Source organism: Methylolobus aquaticus (assembly GCF_054172105.1).
Window position 1 is genome coordinate 234,090 of the sequence record NZ_JBSYXP010000003.1, and the last position, 13,609, is coordinate 247,698.

The 13,609-nt window shown below is 62.9% G+C and carries 15 protein-coding genes; 9 read left to right on the forward strand and 6 right to left on the reverse strand.

Annotated features, from left to right (window positions below):
- Positions 1-38 precede the first annotated feature (38 nt).
- Positions 39-491 carry a GFA family protein gene (locus tag ACW73L_RS05455; RefSeq protein ID WP_498920532.1) on the forward strand — a complete coding sequence of 151 codons (453 nt, stop codon included), beginning with the start codon at positions 39-41 and terminating at the stop codon, positions 489-491.
- Between the two features lie 48 nt (positions 492-539).
- Here ACW73L_RS05455 and ACW73L_RS05460 read toward each other — a convergent pair whose 3' ends face one another.
- Positions 540-668, reverse strand: coding sequence for a hypothetical protein (locus ACW73L_RS05460; RefSeq protein ID WP_498920534.1), 129 nt, complete (start codon positions 666-668; stop codon positions 540-542).
- Between the two features lie 91 nt (positions 669-759).
- Here ACW73L_RS05460 and ACW73L_RS05465 point away from each other — a divergent pair, with 91 nt between their 5' ends.
- A complete protein-coding gene (locus ACW73L_RS05465; RefSeq protein WP_498920535.1) occupies positions 760-936 on the forward strand; it encodes a hypothetical protein in 177 nt (58 codons plus the stop codon).
- A complete protein-coding gene (locus tag ACW73L_RS05470) occupies positions 936-1,082 on the forward strand; it encodes a hypothetical protein (protein ID WP_498920537.1) in 147 nt (48 codons plus the stop codon). The genes ACW73L_RS05465 and ACW73L_RS05470 overlap by 1 nt, the downstream gene beginning before the upstream one ends.
- 184 nt (positions 1,083-1,266) lie before the next feature.
- On the opposite strand, the gene ACW73L_RS05475 is transcribed toward ACW73L_RS05470, so the two are convergent.
- Positions 1,267-2,940: an alpha/beta hydrolase gene (locus tag ACW73L_RS05475; protein ID WP_498920539.1), complete on the reverse strand. Its 1,674-nt coding sequence runs from the start codon at positions 2,938-2,940 to the stop codon at positions 1,267-1,269.
- A gap of 347 nt (positions 2,941-3,287) precedes the next feature.
- Between ACW73L_RS05475 and ACW73L_RS05480 the strand changes: the two genes are divergently transcribed.
- Positions 3,288-4,061: a TSUP family transporter gene (locus ACW73L_RS05480; RefSeq protein ID WP_498920541.1), complete on the forward strand. Its 774-nt coding sequence runs from the start codon at positions 3,288-3,290 to the stop codon at positions 4,059-4,061.
- 151 nt (positions 4,062-4,212) lie between these two features.
- Positions 4,213-4,731, forward strand: a complete 519-nt coding sequence (locus ACW73L_RS05485) for a DoxX family protein (protein ID WP_498920542.1) — start codon at positions 4,213-4,215, stop codon at positions 4,729-4,731.
- A gap of 240 nt (positions 4,732-4,971) precedes the next feature.
- Here ACW73L_RS05485 and ACW73L_RS05490 read toward each other — a convergent pair whose 3' ends face one another.
- Positions 4,972-6,510: a right-handed parallel beta-helix repeat-containing protein gene (locus ACW73L_RS05490; protein ID WP_498920544.1), complete on the reverse strand. Its 1,539-nt coding sequence runs from the start codon at positions 6,508-6,510 to the stop codon at positions 4,972-4,974.
- 594 nt (positions 6,511-7,104) lie between these two features.
- Between ACW73L_RS05490 and ACW73L_RS05495 the strand changes: the two genes are divergently transcribed.
- Both ACW73L_RS05495 and ACW73L_RS05500 read left to right on the forward strand, forming a co-directional pair.
- Positions 7,105-7,464: a hypothetical protein gene (locus tag ACW73L_RS05495; RefSeq protein ID WP_498920546.1), complete on the forward strand. Its 360-nt coding sequence runs from the start codon at positions 7,105-7,107 to the stop codon at positions 7,462-7,464.
- A 232-nt stretch (positions 7,465-7,696) separates the two neighbouring features.
- Positions 7,697-8,335, forward strand: a complete 639-nt coding sequence (locus ACW73L_RS05500) for a MarC family protein (RefSeq protein ID WP_498920547.1) — start codon at positions 7,697-7,699, stop codon at positions 8,333-8,335.
- Between the two features lie 350 nt (positions 8,336-8,685).
- Here the strand turns inward: ACW73L_RS05500 and ACW73L_RS05505 are convergent, their stop codons facing one another.
- On the reverse strand, positions 8,686-8,880 hold the full coding sequence (locus ACW73L_RS05505) for a hypothetical protein (protein WP_498920549.1): 195 nt from the start codon (positions 8,878-8,880) through the stop codon (positions 8,686-8,688).
- A gap of 202 nt (positions 8,881-9,082) precedes the next feature.
- Between ACW73L_RS05505 and ACW73L_RS05510 the strand changes: the two genes are divergently transcribed.
- Positions 9,083-9,400 (forward strand): hypothetical protein, encoded by a 318-nt coding sequence (locus tag ACW73L_RS05510; RefSeq protein WP_498920550.1) that lies wholly within the window; start codon positions 9,083-9,085, stop codon positions 9,398-9,400.
- Between the two features lie 131 nt (positions 9,401-9,531).
- Here the strand turns inward: ACW73L_RS05510 and ACW73L_RS05515 are convergent, their stop codons facing one another.
- Together ACW73L_RS05515 and ACW73L_RS05520 are read right to left on the reverse strand one after the other, a co-directional pair.
- Positions 9,532-11,853, reverse strand: a complete 2,322-nt coding sequence (locus ACW73L_RS05515; RefSeq protein WP_498920552.1) for a hypothetical protein — start codon at positions 11,851-11,853, stop codon at positions 9,532-9,534.
- Between the two features lie 19 nt (positions 11,854-11,872).
- On the reverse strand, positions 11,873-12,556 hold the full coding sequence (locus tag ACW73L_RS05520; RefSeq protein WP_498920554.1) for a class I SAM-dependent methyltransferase: 684 nt from the start codon (positions 12,554-12,556) through the stop codon (positions 11,873-11,875).
- A gap of 486 nt (positions 12,557-13,042) precedes the next feature.
- On the opposite strand from ACW73L_RS05520, the gene ACW73L_RS05525 reads away from it, so the two are divergent.
- Complete coding sequence (locus ACW73L_RS05525) at positions 13,043-13,522, forward strand: transposase (RefSeq protein WP_498920556.1); 480 nt, start codon at positions 13,043-13,045, stop codon at positions 13,520-13,522.
- The last annotated feature ends 87 nt before the right edge of the window (positions 13,523-13,609 follow it).

The following is a 13,609-nucleotide window of genomic DNA, read 5'->3' on the forward strand; positions in this document are numbered from 1 at the left end:
CATGCTGGGCGTTATGCACCACAAATCGGAGGACGGTAATGATCAAGGGTGAGTGTTTGTGCGGCTCGGTTCAGTTTGTGGCCGCATCGGTTGTCGGCCCGTTCGAGCTATGTCATTGCTCGCGATGCCGAAAGTCGACCGGGTCTGCGTACGCAGCGATGGTCGGTATCAGTGTTGAAGGCTTTCGGATCACGGCTGGCGCGGATCTGATTCGCTCGTTTGAACTACCTGCTGTCGAACGGCCACCCAGTTACCGTAGATTCTTCTGTCAAGTTTGCGGTTCTCCAGTGCCGAACCCGACTCCCACGGGAAGCTCGTTTCGAATTCCAGCCGGCTGCGTGAAAGACCCGATCGGCCTTTTGCCTGACAAGCATATCTACGTAGAGCGTAAGGCAGAGTGGGACGAGATCGTCGATGGGCTTCCGCAGTTCACGAAAGAAGAGATCCAAAAGTTCCGCGAGACGAGTTCCGGCGCACACATTGCTGTCTGAAGCGCGTGCGTTGAATCCAGCCCGAGCCTGGCGACGCAGTGATGTGGCTCAGCCATGCACCAGGTCCAGGTGCTGTTCCAAGGTGGCGATTAGCGCCGGGTCGAACCCTTCAAGGAAAGCTACCCAAGGCGTTTCCGACGGGACCTGTAGCGCATCTGGGATGGCAAAATAGCGCATCGGATCAGCCTCCCCCGAAGCTCCTGCCGGAAGATTCAAGATGAGCTGCGCCGACTGCTACCGGCCCCGGCGAACCCATCCCCGACACTCTATGGCCATCGACATCGACCGTCTCAGCGAAGCGGAACTCGTCGACCTCAATCGGCGCATCGTCGAGCGCCTGCGCTTTCTGCAACAGATGCGTGCCCATGCCACGATGTTGCAGTTCTCGCTCGCCAACCGGGTCGCCTCGATACCGCCGACGGTCGTGTCATCGTCGGCACGCTGATGCGCTACAACAAGAAGAGCGTCACGGTCATCACCGACGACTCTGAACGCTGGAACGTCTCCCCGGTCTTGCTGCGCCGGGCCGAACCCCGAGACATTACCGCCACCGACTGCGAGTCTATCGATCTCTTCCCGGTCAAACCGTAACGCCTGATACCGTCTTCGGTCAGGATATCCCGGCACCCGTCCAAGTGCGTCGGCCGGACGGTTGCTTCTTTCCAGTTGGCAGTGGCCGTGCCGTCCCGGTCAGTCCGAGGACGATGATCATGTCGACATTCGGGAGGCAGCGGAAGATGCCCCGCGCCCCCGTTACTCCGAGGCACTGCCCGCACTATCCGTCGGGCGCACCCGAGAAGGGAATGCGGTCCTGAGGACAGACCGTGCTGGGCGGCGGGAGCGCACCCGTCAAGAAGTAGTCCGTCATGAAGGTGTTGGCGCAGGTACTCGGATTGAGCAGCGCGGTATGTCCGTGCCCTTCAACAGTGAGGAGGTGGCCCCGAGCCAGATACCGCGTCATCGCAACGCTGTTCACGTAGGCCGTCGATGGATCGAAGGTGTTGCCGATGACCAGGATCGGCGCCGAGGTGGGGCGGTTCCAGGGGCCCGTATAGGGATGCGCTGTCCGGCCAGGCCAGTTGTGGCAGGCTGAGTCGGACCAGGCCCAGAAGGGACCGAATACGCCAGAATTGAAGGCCGCGAGGCTGGCTTCGGCCGCATAGAAGCCCGGTTTGCGGGGATTGGGCGCCTCGGCACAAATCACGGCCCAGGCTTGTTCCGGTCCCGCGTAGCGGCCGGCGGTCACAGGCGGACTCGCGGAGCGTTTTGAACTCGGCGGCGTGTTCCGGGAGTCCCAAAGCGTCTGCAACAACGCGGCGATACCCTCCCAGCCGGCGCTGATCGGCGACTTCGTGAACATCAGTTGGTCCGACACCGCAGCAACCGTCACCGCGTACGTCACCGCAAGGCCTCCGGGGTGGTTCGGCAGCTTGCCGGGCGGAATCTCGATCGCACCTTCGTCAAGCCGGCGCAGAAGGGCTTCCCATTTTTCCAGGGTGGCCTCCGGGCTGCTGGCCGAGAACGCGCAATGCGCGGCGGACGCATGGCCGCACAAACGAATGAACTCCTCGAACGTCGCTGCCACGGCCTGATCGGTATTGATGCGCAGGCTCAGCGACAAGCCGGGCTGCGCGTACCAGTTCACGGGGTCGATGTTGCCGTCGAGCACCATGGCCCGGATACGATCCGGAAACAGATTGGCGTAGGTGGCGCCCAGCAGCGTGCCGTACGAAAGACCCAGATAATTGAGCCGCGGTTCGCCGATGGCCTGGCGCAGGCGTTCGAGGTCCTGCGCCGACTCGGTCGTGGAAACATGGTCCAGCAGCGTGCCGTTGCGTCGTGCACACGGCTGCATCAAGGTGTTGAAGCGCTCGAGCCAGCGCGCGCTCTCGTTCTTGCCGCGCGGGTAAGCATTGATCGCAACGCCCCCGAAAAATGTGGCTTCAACCGACGAAGATTCGAAACACTGCACCGCGGTGCTGTCACCGATGCCCCGCGGATCCCAACTGACGATATCGAAATGCTGGCGCAGGCGGAGCGGGAAAAGCGGCTTCCAGCGCGGGAGTTCCACTGTTCCGGCGCCTCCGGGACCGCCCGGATTCAGGAAGATGGTTCCGAGCCGTCTGGCCGGATCCGTGGCCGGGAGCTTGATGACCGCCAGGGAAACAGTCCCGGCCGTCGGCTGCGCGTAGTCAAGTGGCGCTTCCATCGTCGCGCAGTCATACTCGCGCTGGTTATCGCAAGTCTTCCAGTTCAGTGGGGGCGCGTAGGGGCCCGGCGCTCGTTCACTGTCGGTTTGAGATCGCTCGGGGCTGATCAGCAACCAGACGAGCATTGCCATACTCACCAGGCCGGCCGCAGCGACGAACTTCCCGCGGCGTGCCGATAACCCGCCCTTGCTCTCTTGGTTCCGCACGGTGTCAGCCCGTGGGCGCGGCGGCTTCGCCATCGATTAACTCCTCAGTGATGCCTGAGTTCGTGTTCAGGGTTCGTAATGAGCGGCCGAGATGATAAGCAACTGACAACAACTGACAAGGGACAGACCACGGTTTCTTCGTGCTTTCGTTCAGTGGCGATCGCCATCAGGCTTAGAACCGATGCCTCGACGGCGGTAGCCCGTGTAGGTCCGATTAGCGTAGCGTAATCGGACGCATGAAGGCCGGTAGACCCATCGCAGTCATTCTCGGTGAATTTCTTTGCATCGAGAAACCCGTTCGTCTGCTTTTTTCCGGGTTTGACGACTCGGGACATCGCTTCTTCCATCGGACGTAAACGTCAGACAACTCGGAGTTATCCATGGAACTCATCGTCGTTTGTTTGTCGGCGTTGATCGCCTCCGCACTGACCCTGTTTTCAGGCTTTGGGTTGGGTACTCTGCTCATGCCCGTCGTAGCCCTATTTTTTCCGTTGGAGCTTGCCATCGCGATGACGGCAATCGTGCATCTGGCGAATAATCTCTTCAAGATCGCGCTGCTGGGGAGAAGGGCTGATCCCGCCGTTCTTGTCCGTTTTGGTGTGCCTGCCGTGCTAACGGCATTGGTCGGAGCCGCTTTTCTGACGTGGCTCGGGGATCTCAGGCCCTGGTTCGAGTACAGCCTACTGGGGCATGAAATTCAGGTGTCGCCGTTGAAGCTCATAATCGGCCTCATCATCATCGTATTCGTTGCCTTGGAACTCAGCCCGTGGTTCTCCAAACTCACGGTGGACCGTAAGTGGCTTCCGATGGGCGGTATGGTCAGCGGTTTCTTCGGTGGCTTGTCCGGGCACCAGGGGGCCTTTCGCAGCATGTTTCTGCTGAAGGCAGGCCTCGACAAGGAGGCATTCGTTGCCACAGGAGTCGTCCTTGCCGTAATGGTCGACATGTCCCGACTTGTCATTTATGGCGCTGACATCGTTGCCAACCGGAGCGTGGTTCAGTGGCCCTTGGTTCTTGCGGCGAGCACTTCGGCATTCATCGGAGCCTATGTGGGCTCAAAGGTGTTAAAGAAGGTGACAATTCGTTCCATACAACTCGCCGTGTCGTTCTTATTGACAATAGTGGCGTTGGGTTTGATTTCCGGTGCTCTGTGATGCGCCAGCCCGACCGTTCGGCCTGGCCGGTGCGAAGTGCGACGCCGATTTATGCGAGGCCCCATACGAGGGTTCCAGACTATCGGCAATGGTGCGACATATCGGTAGATTTTATTTAAATATATCAAGAGACTAACGAGGAGGAGAAGTCGTGAGCCGTAGCCTATCTACATCCCTTTCCAGAGCTAATGAATCGCGCTGGACGATTTTTATCCGCTTGTCACTGGCGGGTGTCTTTATACCCGAAGGGATTCAGAAGCTCATTTTTCCCGAGATGCTCGGCTCAGGGCGTTTCATAAAGATGGGCATTCCGTATCCCGAATTCACGGGTCCGTTTGTCGGCTGGGTGGAGATCATCTGCGGCTCACTCATTCTGATAGGTCTGTTTACGCGATTGGCTACCGTTCCCTTGATCGTCACCATGCTCGTCGCCATTTCTGCCACGAAGATCCCCATATGGATGGGCCGCGATTGGGTGGTGACGGAGACCGTTACCTTTTATTTGCGCGAACTCAAGACCTATGGGTTCTGGAGTTTCATGCATGAGGCCAGGCTGGACTGGGCCATGCTGCTGAATGCCTGCTTTTTGCTCATGGTTGGGGGTGGCGCGTGGTCCCTGGATGGACGAATTGCGCAATCAGGCGATGGGAGCGGCACCGATCGGTGGTGATCGATGCCCTCGGCGGGGCCATGCCCGCTGGGTACGATTGGACTGGGCGGATTCGCAGCCCGGTGCGGATGGGGACCCCCGGGGATTGCTACTCAGGCGGGCGGCGCGGCCTCGGCAGGGCGCTCCGGCACGCCCGCCGCGATCGGCTCCGCAGTCGGCTCTCGATTAAACACCGATTACCGAAAGAGGCGACGGGGCAACTGTTGACGAGTTGCCGGTCCGTCGCCCCATCGGTCAAGGTCAGAATTCATCCGCTCCGATGTCCGGCGTCGTGTCACGCGGGGTGCCGAAGTAATCGTCCAGCACGTCGCTGAGCATGTCGGCGCGGCCGATGGCGGGTGAGGTCGGCGTGAGCGTGAAGTAGTCGCCGGTCAGGGCGCCGGCCGCGACCGGTCCGGTCAGCGCCAGTTGCGGTGCCCCGACGACATCGTTTCCTGCCGAAGCTGCGGGATTCGGCGCCTTGGACCAGAGATTGGCGGAGAAGGTGATGTCGCCGGCGCCGACATTGATGCAGCGCGGGGCCGTATCCTGCTTCACGAGATTGTTCCGGATCTGCACGTTCACATGAGCGGCTGAATCAATGGCGAGGGAGGCTGATTGGACATTCGTCGATTGCGTGTCCACGAAGGTGTTGTGGGCGATGAGGACGTCCTGCAGCTTGCCCTGGGGGAAGCGCCGGTCGGCCCACCACTTGAGATTCAGCGAGCCGCCCTTCACCAGGTTGTTGACGAGGGTCGTGCCGCGGGAAGCGGGTGTGCCCTTCTCATCGGCGAGGGCGATATTGATGGCTACGCGCCCGACAGCGGGGTTCGCCGAGAAGTAGATCAGATTGCCCGCCACCCAGGCGTTCGTGGCATCCGACACGTAGAGGTTGGCGGCCCAGTTGTCGTAGACGACGTTGCCCTCGAGCGTGGTGTCGTCGGCCTGGAATGTCGACAGGCCCTCGCCCCAGTTGTTGAACACGGTATTGCCGCGCAGGACGGCATGCTGCGTCAGGCCGTCGACCGGGTCCTTCGCCGCACTCAGTCCGCTGCCCCAGCCGCCGTTCGGCGTCTTGGTCGGGGGACAGGTGCTGAGGCGGCAGTTGTCGGTGGCGTTCCACCAGATCGTGCTGGCCTCGACCAGGCTGTAGTCGCCTGCGGCAATGATGCCGCGTGCGGCATGGTGATGCACGTTGCAACCGCGGACGGTGTTGTGGGGCCCGACCATATTGATGCCTTGGCCGAGGCCGTTCCTGACCTCGAAGCCGGAGAACTCGATGTAGGTCCCGGTCAGGGCGACGAGATTGCTCCAGTTGGCGGCCAGGCGGTACTGGCCGTCGATGACCGGGGTTTCGCCGGGATAAGCGCGGACGGCCAGCGGCGCGGCGGCGGTGCCGGATTTGCTGATGACTAGGCGTTCGACATAAGTGCCTCCGCGCGCAAACAGGGTGTCGCCCGGCGCGAGTTTTCTGGCGGCCGCGTTGAGCGTCTTGAAGGGACGGTCGAAGGATCCGGGGTTCGCATCGCTGCCGCCCGGCGCGACGTAATAGGTCGCCGCGACGGCGTTGCCGCCGGCCATCGCGAGGCTCATCCCGGCGATGAGCAGAAGGCTTCGGCGCGTGCGAGCCCGGATAGGGCCGCGGCGGCCGGCGTTCCGCGCTCCTGGTCCGATTTCGTGATAGCCCGATGGCGCGAAGTAAGGGCTGGCGCCGAATGACGCTTGCGCAGTCGCCATTCCGCCAGCCGGTACGATCAGCGAAGCAAGCGCATCCAAGGAAGCTTCATGCGTGGCGTTCATTATCGTCTCACCCTTTCGTTATTGGCCTTTCTTGTCCATCAACCCGATGTGCGCATCGCGTTGTACCCGGCGCCCTGAGGGTGTCGGTTACCGAAGGCTAGTAGCGGCCCTGAGCGGGCGAGTGCGGCTGCGGCCCTGTCTGCCCGGAACTGTGAACTGGCTCACAGAAAGTTCGGAGAAGGCGGATCAAGCGCCGTATCGCATGGTGACGGTGGGTCTAGGGAGGCTCTGTTCAGAGCCGCGAAGGTTGGTCTTGGCAGAAGCCCTGTCGAATCCACTCCGGTGCCACCCGTACGCAACGGCCGGATCCGTCCAGTGGTGCGGCGCCCGCAACAGTTCCGGCCACGATCGACACGAATACGGCTTCGGCACCATCAATTGCGCGACATCGCGGCGCGGTCGGCCAGGGTATCCAAGGGCCAGGAACGCCCGCCGCACGCGGGTAGGACCGGTCGTCGACGTCCCTGCCGTCCACGGGAAACTTGCAAGGCCCGCGATTTCCGCATTTCATATGCGGGCGTCCAAACCGCCGTCGGGAAAGCGTCGCTGAATGTCTGCGCCTCCCGCCGTTTACCATTGACCAAGGGAAAGCCAATGAAACAGGACAAGACCCCATTCGCTGCGTTTTTGAGCCTCAGCCTGGCAGGCGCAGCTTCCACTGCTGCCGTTGCCGTGGAGAAAGACCCGTTCGCACTGAAGGAGATCAGCCCGAATGCGGTGGATAGAGTGGCCGAAGCGGCCGGAGACGCTGCGACGGACGCGGCGAAGGCCGCCGGCACGATGAAAGGCGCGGGCGAGATGAAATGCGGCGCCAACATGATGAAGGGGGGCGGCATGATGAACAATGGCGGGACGATGTCCGCCCCGAAAGCGGCGACCGAGGCGGCGGGCAACGCCAAGCCTGCCGAAAAGCCGGCCGGTTCGGAAGCCGGAAAGCCTCCGGGCTCGCACTGACCTCGGGTTCCTCCAGTGGCCGCGGAAAGGCCGGTTGCCTGTCGGCCGATCCGCGGTCCCAGTCGGCCGGAGCGCTGCAGCGTTCTCACTTTCCCGACGTGCGGGCGCATCGCCGGGCGTAGCCAGCATGATAGGCGAGGCCCCGCGGTGAATGTGTCATCTCAGACCGCACACTCAGTCCCGCGGTCGGATCCGCGACCGTTAACGCGCCCGGTTCCGGGGGTGTCATGGTTTGCCAACTCAGAAAACCGAGTTCATGCCGTCATCCAGTGAAATGCTGACGACCTTCGTGCTGCTATGGGCAGTGATCGATCCCGTCGGGACGGTGCCGGTATTCATATCGGCGACTCAGGGGCGGCCGGAAAAGGAGCGCCGCCGCATCGCATTCGTGGCTGCTGCCACCGCCGCCGGGATACTGCTGTTCTTCATCGTCGTCGGCGAACCGATTCTTCAGGCGATGGGTATCCCACTGCTCGCCTTTCAAATCGCCGGTGGGATCGTGCTCTTCCTGTTTGCCTTGACCATGATCTTCGGCGAGGGCAAACCGGAGTCGGAAAAGAAGGAGCTGCGCTCCGCCAGTGACGTCGCCGTGTTCCCGCTCGCGACCCCTTCTCTGGCTTCGCCCGGTGCGATGATGGCCGTGGTGTTGCTGACCGAGAATTCCAGCAATTCGCTGCTCGATCAAGCGATCTGCGCGCTGCTGATGCTTGCGGTGATCGCCATGTCGTATCTGCTCATGCTGGCCGCGGGGTTCATCTCGAAGATCATCGGAACCGGGGGCGCCAGCATCGTCAGTCGGGTGATGGGGCTGATTCTGGCCTCGATCGCGACCGCCAATGTACTGGAAGGGATCAAGGCGTATTTCCAGTAGGCAGCGAGCTGAAGAACGCAGCGGAGACGCCTGGCTTCCGAAGGCGGGAACGACCAGGCGCCGGTTTCCGTCCGCATCCCGCATCGAGTGCGGTCACTCGCCGGGTGGACGCCGCTCTCGACGACAGACCTTCTGTGATGCGAGTGGCGATACCCCAGCCGATTTCGGCTGCACTGCGCTGCCAAAATCGAAGAGGCCGCGCGGTTTGCGGTTGCCGGCGATTATTCTGGTCCCGTGTCCCGTGTCCCGTGTCCCGTGTCCCGTGTGGCGGGAGATGGCGACCGTGTCGCTACGTGGCTTCATGTATTGACTGCGCTGCATCGCAGCCCATAGCATCCAATTGCCGCCCGCTACATCGGTGGCGTCAGGCCGGGCGGGACGTCGGCGTCCAGAAAGAGGAATGTCAGCGGCCTCGCCATCCCCGGACTCATGGGTTCCCGGTTCAGACCCGGAACGACGGTTTGGGTGGCATGGGTTACCTGTCGCTCCGACAACAGGTCGAGCAGCTCGGGGCGATTGACGTCCTGCACCGGCGATCTCGCCATGGGAGTCTTCATGGCCGGCAGGGGGGCTGCACGCCCCCCGGACTGCTGGCCGAAAATCGGCGTACGCATTCATGGGAAAAACATTGCAATGAGGTTGTGGCCTACAACACGTCCCGGGAACGCAACGGGCAAGCCCTCGCTTCTGATTCTCGCGTCGGCTGCGTGCTTGTTGCTGGCGGCCTGTGCTCATGATTCGGCTCTGATGAAAAGGACCGAGTCCCTCAGGGCTTACCAGTCCGCAGTTCGTTGGGGTGACTTCAACCAGGCCGCTGCCTTTCATGATGGCGTAAGCCCTCCGCGTCGGGCGACCGACCGATTGAGGGACGTGCGGGTCACTGGTTACAACGTCGTTTCCCAACGCGAAGACAAAGCGCGGCAGACCCTGCACCAGACGGTCGAAATTCACTACCACTACATTGGGCAGCCCACCGAGAAAATGGTCGTCGACGAGCAGGATTGGCATTACGACGCACAGCGAGGGGATTGGGTGATTGATACCCCGCTGCCGAGCTTCGAGTGATCGTCGACCTTGGATCAGTGTCGGGCGGACCGTGTTCGAGTCGGCGCAGCCCTGCACTGCGAAGAAAGGTAACGTGAACCCGTTTCCCGCCGCGCGGAGCCGCTTCGCGTCCCCGAATCCGCCCGGCCTTGCTATCGCCCGGTTGGCGGTATGGCCTGGATCTTGAGCAGGCGCGCCGGAGGATCGGCTGCCTGCGCCGCCGTCTGAGCGATCGGGTCCGGCCTGATTTCAATGCGCTGTGGTGTCGCACTGGCACCCAGTTTCACAGTCACTGCCGCAGTGGGGCGGGTGCCGTCCACCGCGATGCTGCCGGCCACTACCCCGTCTATGAGGATGGAGAAGCGAGCGGAGCCCGCGTAGCGCGCCAGTGCGATTTCCAGTCGGTCGGGGTGCGTGCCGGCGAGAGTCCGGAACTCGGCGCCCGAAGGTTCGATGTTGGCGAAGAGCGGCAGCTTGAATTCGGGATAGGGGCCCTGCATCGGGGCCAGACCCGCCTCGGTCGCGACGCCGGTCACCGGGGGCAGGGCGCCGAATCGGCCGAGATCTCGATAGGCTTCAGGCCGCAGAAACAGCCGCCAGCCCTCGAAGTCCACGACCGGGACCAGTCCCTTAATCAGTTTGCGCGTGTAGCGTGAGAGCCCGGTGTCCGGCAGGTTGGTCAGCACGGCGTCGAAGCGGCTTCGTGGCGCGCCCTGGGCCGAGAAACCGTACTGCGTCGATAACGGGAGGTAGCGCAGCGCGGCGTGCATCGGGCTGGTGGAGGTGGCGAGCCAGACGGAGTGTACCGACGCCTCCCGCAACACACGGCCGATCGGCGGCAGCAGGTTGGCCCCAAGGCCCGTGCGCCCCACTGCCGCATCTTGATCGAGCATCCACGGAGTGACCTTTCCGACGAGCGGTCGCGACCAGTTGGACGCTGCCGGCAAGAGCCAGAGCCATAGTGCAGCGATAGCGACCGCGGGCCACGGGCGCGGGCGCCAGGACGCGATCATCAGGCCGACACCCGGCGCGGCGAAGGCCACGGCCGGGATCAGCAGCCGGGAATGCCATGGCTGCCAGCGGAAGACGACCGAGAACAGGAGCAGGGACAATGCGAACAGCGCTGCCGATTCGCGCGCGGAGCGACGCTGGGGGTCGGGCTGCACACGCAGAAAGCCGCCGGCACACAGCCACAAGGCCAGCGCGAAGTGAATGAATGCCGTGGCGGAGTCTTCGAGAAAGGGCGTGTAGATCACGGCAAACCGGGTCGCCATGAACGTCGTATCGGGATCGGAGGGACCCTGGCCCAGGAACGCCAAGGCCGCGGTCGTTGCAGCCTCCAGCGTGCGATTCCAGGATTCGAAAGGCAACGCGAACTGCAGGGCGAGGTTGCGTACTAGGACCGACACGGCCGAACTCGCGGAGAGGATTCGGCCATTGAGGACGCTGTCTTCCGTCGCGGTGTCGCCTGATGCGAAGAGCACGAAGGTCGGCACATAGTGCAAGGCGGTGATCACCGCCGCGGCAGCGACGAAAGCGCCGCCGCCGATCGCGCTGAAGCGCGCCCGGCTGGCGATGAAACGCAGCCCGGCGACCATGCCGATGGCTGGCAGGTAGACCACCGCCGTGCCCTTGGCGAGCATCGCGCAGCCCGCCGAGACCCCGGCAAGCATCGACGCCCCGAGCCCGTTCGTCCTCAGCGCAATGCAGCGCCGTGCGACGAGCCACAGGAGCAGCAGCCACGCGGTCAGGAACAGATCATTCTTGTTGTTCGAGGCCTGATAGAAGGCGGCGGGCAGCGAGGCGAAAAACGCCACGGCATAAAGGCGCGCTGTGCGGGATGCTCCATCCTGCTGCAGAATCGCATCCAGCAGTGCCCAACAGGTAACGTAGGAAACCCACTGCACCAGAAATGACAGCCGGTCACTGCCGGCCAGCACATACAGCTGGACCGATACCCACTCCGACAGCGCCGGCATGACGCTCATGTGTGGGAACGGCATGGCCTGGGGCCACACGGTTCGTTCACTGATCCAGATCAGTTGCCGAGGCAGGTGATAGATGAGCGAGTCGCCATTGTTGGGCGGATACAGCAGACCCATGGCCAGGGCGGCGCCGGCAGACAGCATGAGGGCGACAGTGACGCGTTTCTCCGCCGTCGACATCGGTTCCCCGTAGGGCGATTCCGCTGATGCGGGTGGGCGGAAGCGCTTGCGCAGAAGCCGGTCGAAGCCAAGTAACGCGAGGATCCCCGCGAGCCACCACAGGCCCACCGGGAGCTGCGCCAGATGGTGTCCGAAGCTCAGCACGACGCTTCCCAGGCCCGCCCACCAGGATGTCAGCGCGAAGGCCGCGATGAGCCCGCGCTGCCGCGGGTCGCTCGCCACCTGCTGGCGTACCCAGATCCGGCCGGCGTTACCGGCCAGGACGAAGAATCCGACTGGCAACAGAACCAGCAAACCGGACGCTTGCATGCCCCGCCCTCCTGCGGGCTCAGCGCGCCAGCGCGACCAGGCTCTGGCCTCGCGGTGGACGGCAGAGGGTCGTTTCCAGCCGGTGTACCCACGGGAAAATCCAGCGGTCGTAGAACCGCACGCTGTGTGGGTCGAAGGCGGTCCTGCCCAGTCCCTTGAATACCAGGGCCCAGGCTATATAGCCGACGCTGTTCAGATAGTGGAGGTCGATCGTCTTGAAACCGGCAGCCTGAAGTTTCTGCCGCAGCTCCCGGTGGTCGTAGCGGCGGAAATGTCCGAACTTCCTGTCGATCGGGGCGTAAAGCTCGGGGCAGGCCGGCACAAGCAGGCACAGGGTGCCCTCCCGTGCGCTCAGCATCCGGCGGTACAACCCAAGTTCCTCCTGGTCGTTCTCGATGTGCTCCAGCACGTTGACACTGACGATGCAGTCCGGTGTGAAACGCGTCGCGTAGTCTCGTGCGATGCCGTGGATCAGTTCGGCTCCCGGCGCGTTTCGCGCGTGCTCGACCAGGAACTGGCTATCCGGTTCAAGACAGGTGAGGCGTGTGATGCCTGGCCATGACAGCAATTCCTGGCTGAGCTGACCGACCCCGCACCCGACCTCGAGCACCTCCCCTTTCAGGCCGCTGGAGAACTCGCGCAGGATGGCTTTCCGATAGTTGACCGCTTCCTGGAGCGCGCGAAATTCATAGTCGAGTTGCATGAGCCGGGTTCCGTCAGGGGTGTGTGGATGTCGAGAGGGGCTGCGCCGACTGGCTGGCCATTCCGCCGGCATGGGGGCCTGAACGTTGGCGCATCCGTGTCGGGCGGCCCCTGCGGTCGAGGGGCGCGGAGGAGGCCCATTGCTCCGATCCGTCCCTGCGCCGCGAAAGGCTACCAGATTCAGGCCACCGACCCCGCTTTTCCTGGCAAGGGGTCGCCCATCGGCAGCCGGAATGCATACCGCTCATCACTACCCGCGATGGCGCGCCTTCCTTGCCTCGCCTTGCCGAGTGTTCCGCAACGCCTCATGCAGCCCGGCAATCATCGTCAGGCTCATTTTTCCACAACGACGATCACAGCGACTACCGCGAATACCTGCGCGAAGCCTTGGTGATGAACGGCCGCAAGCTCTACGCGTTCGTGCTGATGAAGAACCACGTCCACCTGACTCGACGTGGGCGAGAGGCCGGGTGCGATTTCCGGTTTGATGCAATCGGTCGGTCGCCGCTACAGGCGGTATGCCGATGTCGCATATCGGCGCTCGGGAACCCTGATCGATGGGCGCTTCAAGTCGAGCTCGGTGGACAGCGAACGCTATCTGCTGAGGTGCATGCGCTATATAGAACTGAACCCGGTGCGGGCCGGCCTGGTGGCCAGTCCTGGGGATTTACATTGGTCGAGCTACCGCACGCAGGCCGGTGACGCCGCCATATACTGGCTAACCGAACCGAAGGAGTATCGCCGACTCGCTGCCAGTTCCGAGGCGTGTGAACCGGCTTATCGCGCACTGTTCAAGCAACCGCTTGCGGCCCGTGATCTTGGGGGAATACGCGCGCATCTGAACAAGGACTGCGCACTCGGATCGAGCAAATTTCAGGAGGAGATCGAGGCGATGGCGGGCCGACATGCCAGGATCGTTCCCAGGGGCGGGCGGCCAATGAAACCGAAGGATGGCGCGGAAAAGTAACCTGCCCCTTTTCTCGCGGTCTACGGTACTCGGAAACCTGTTATATACTCTACCTTTTTCCCCGACCCTCTTTGCCCATTCCTGCCC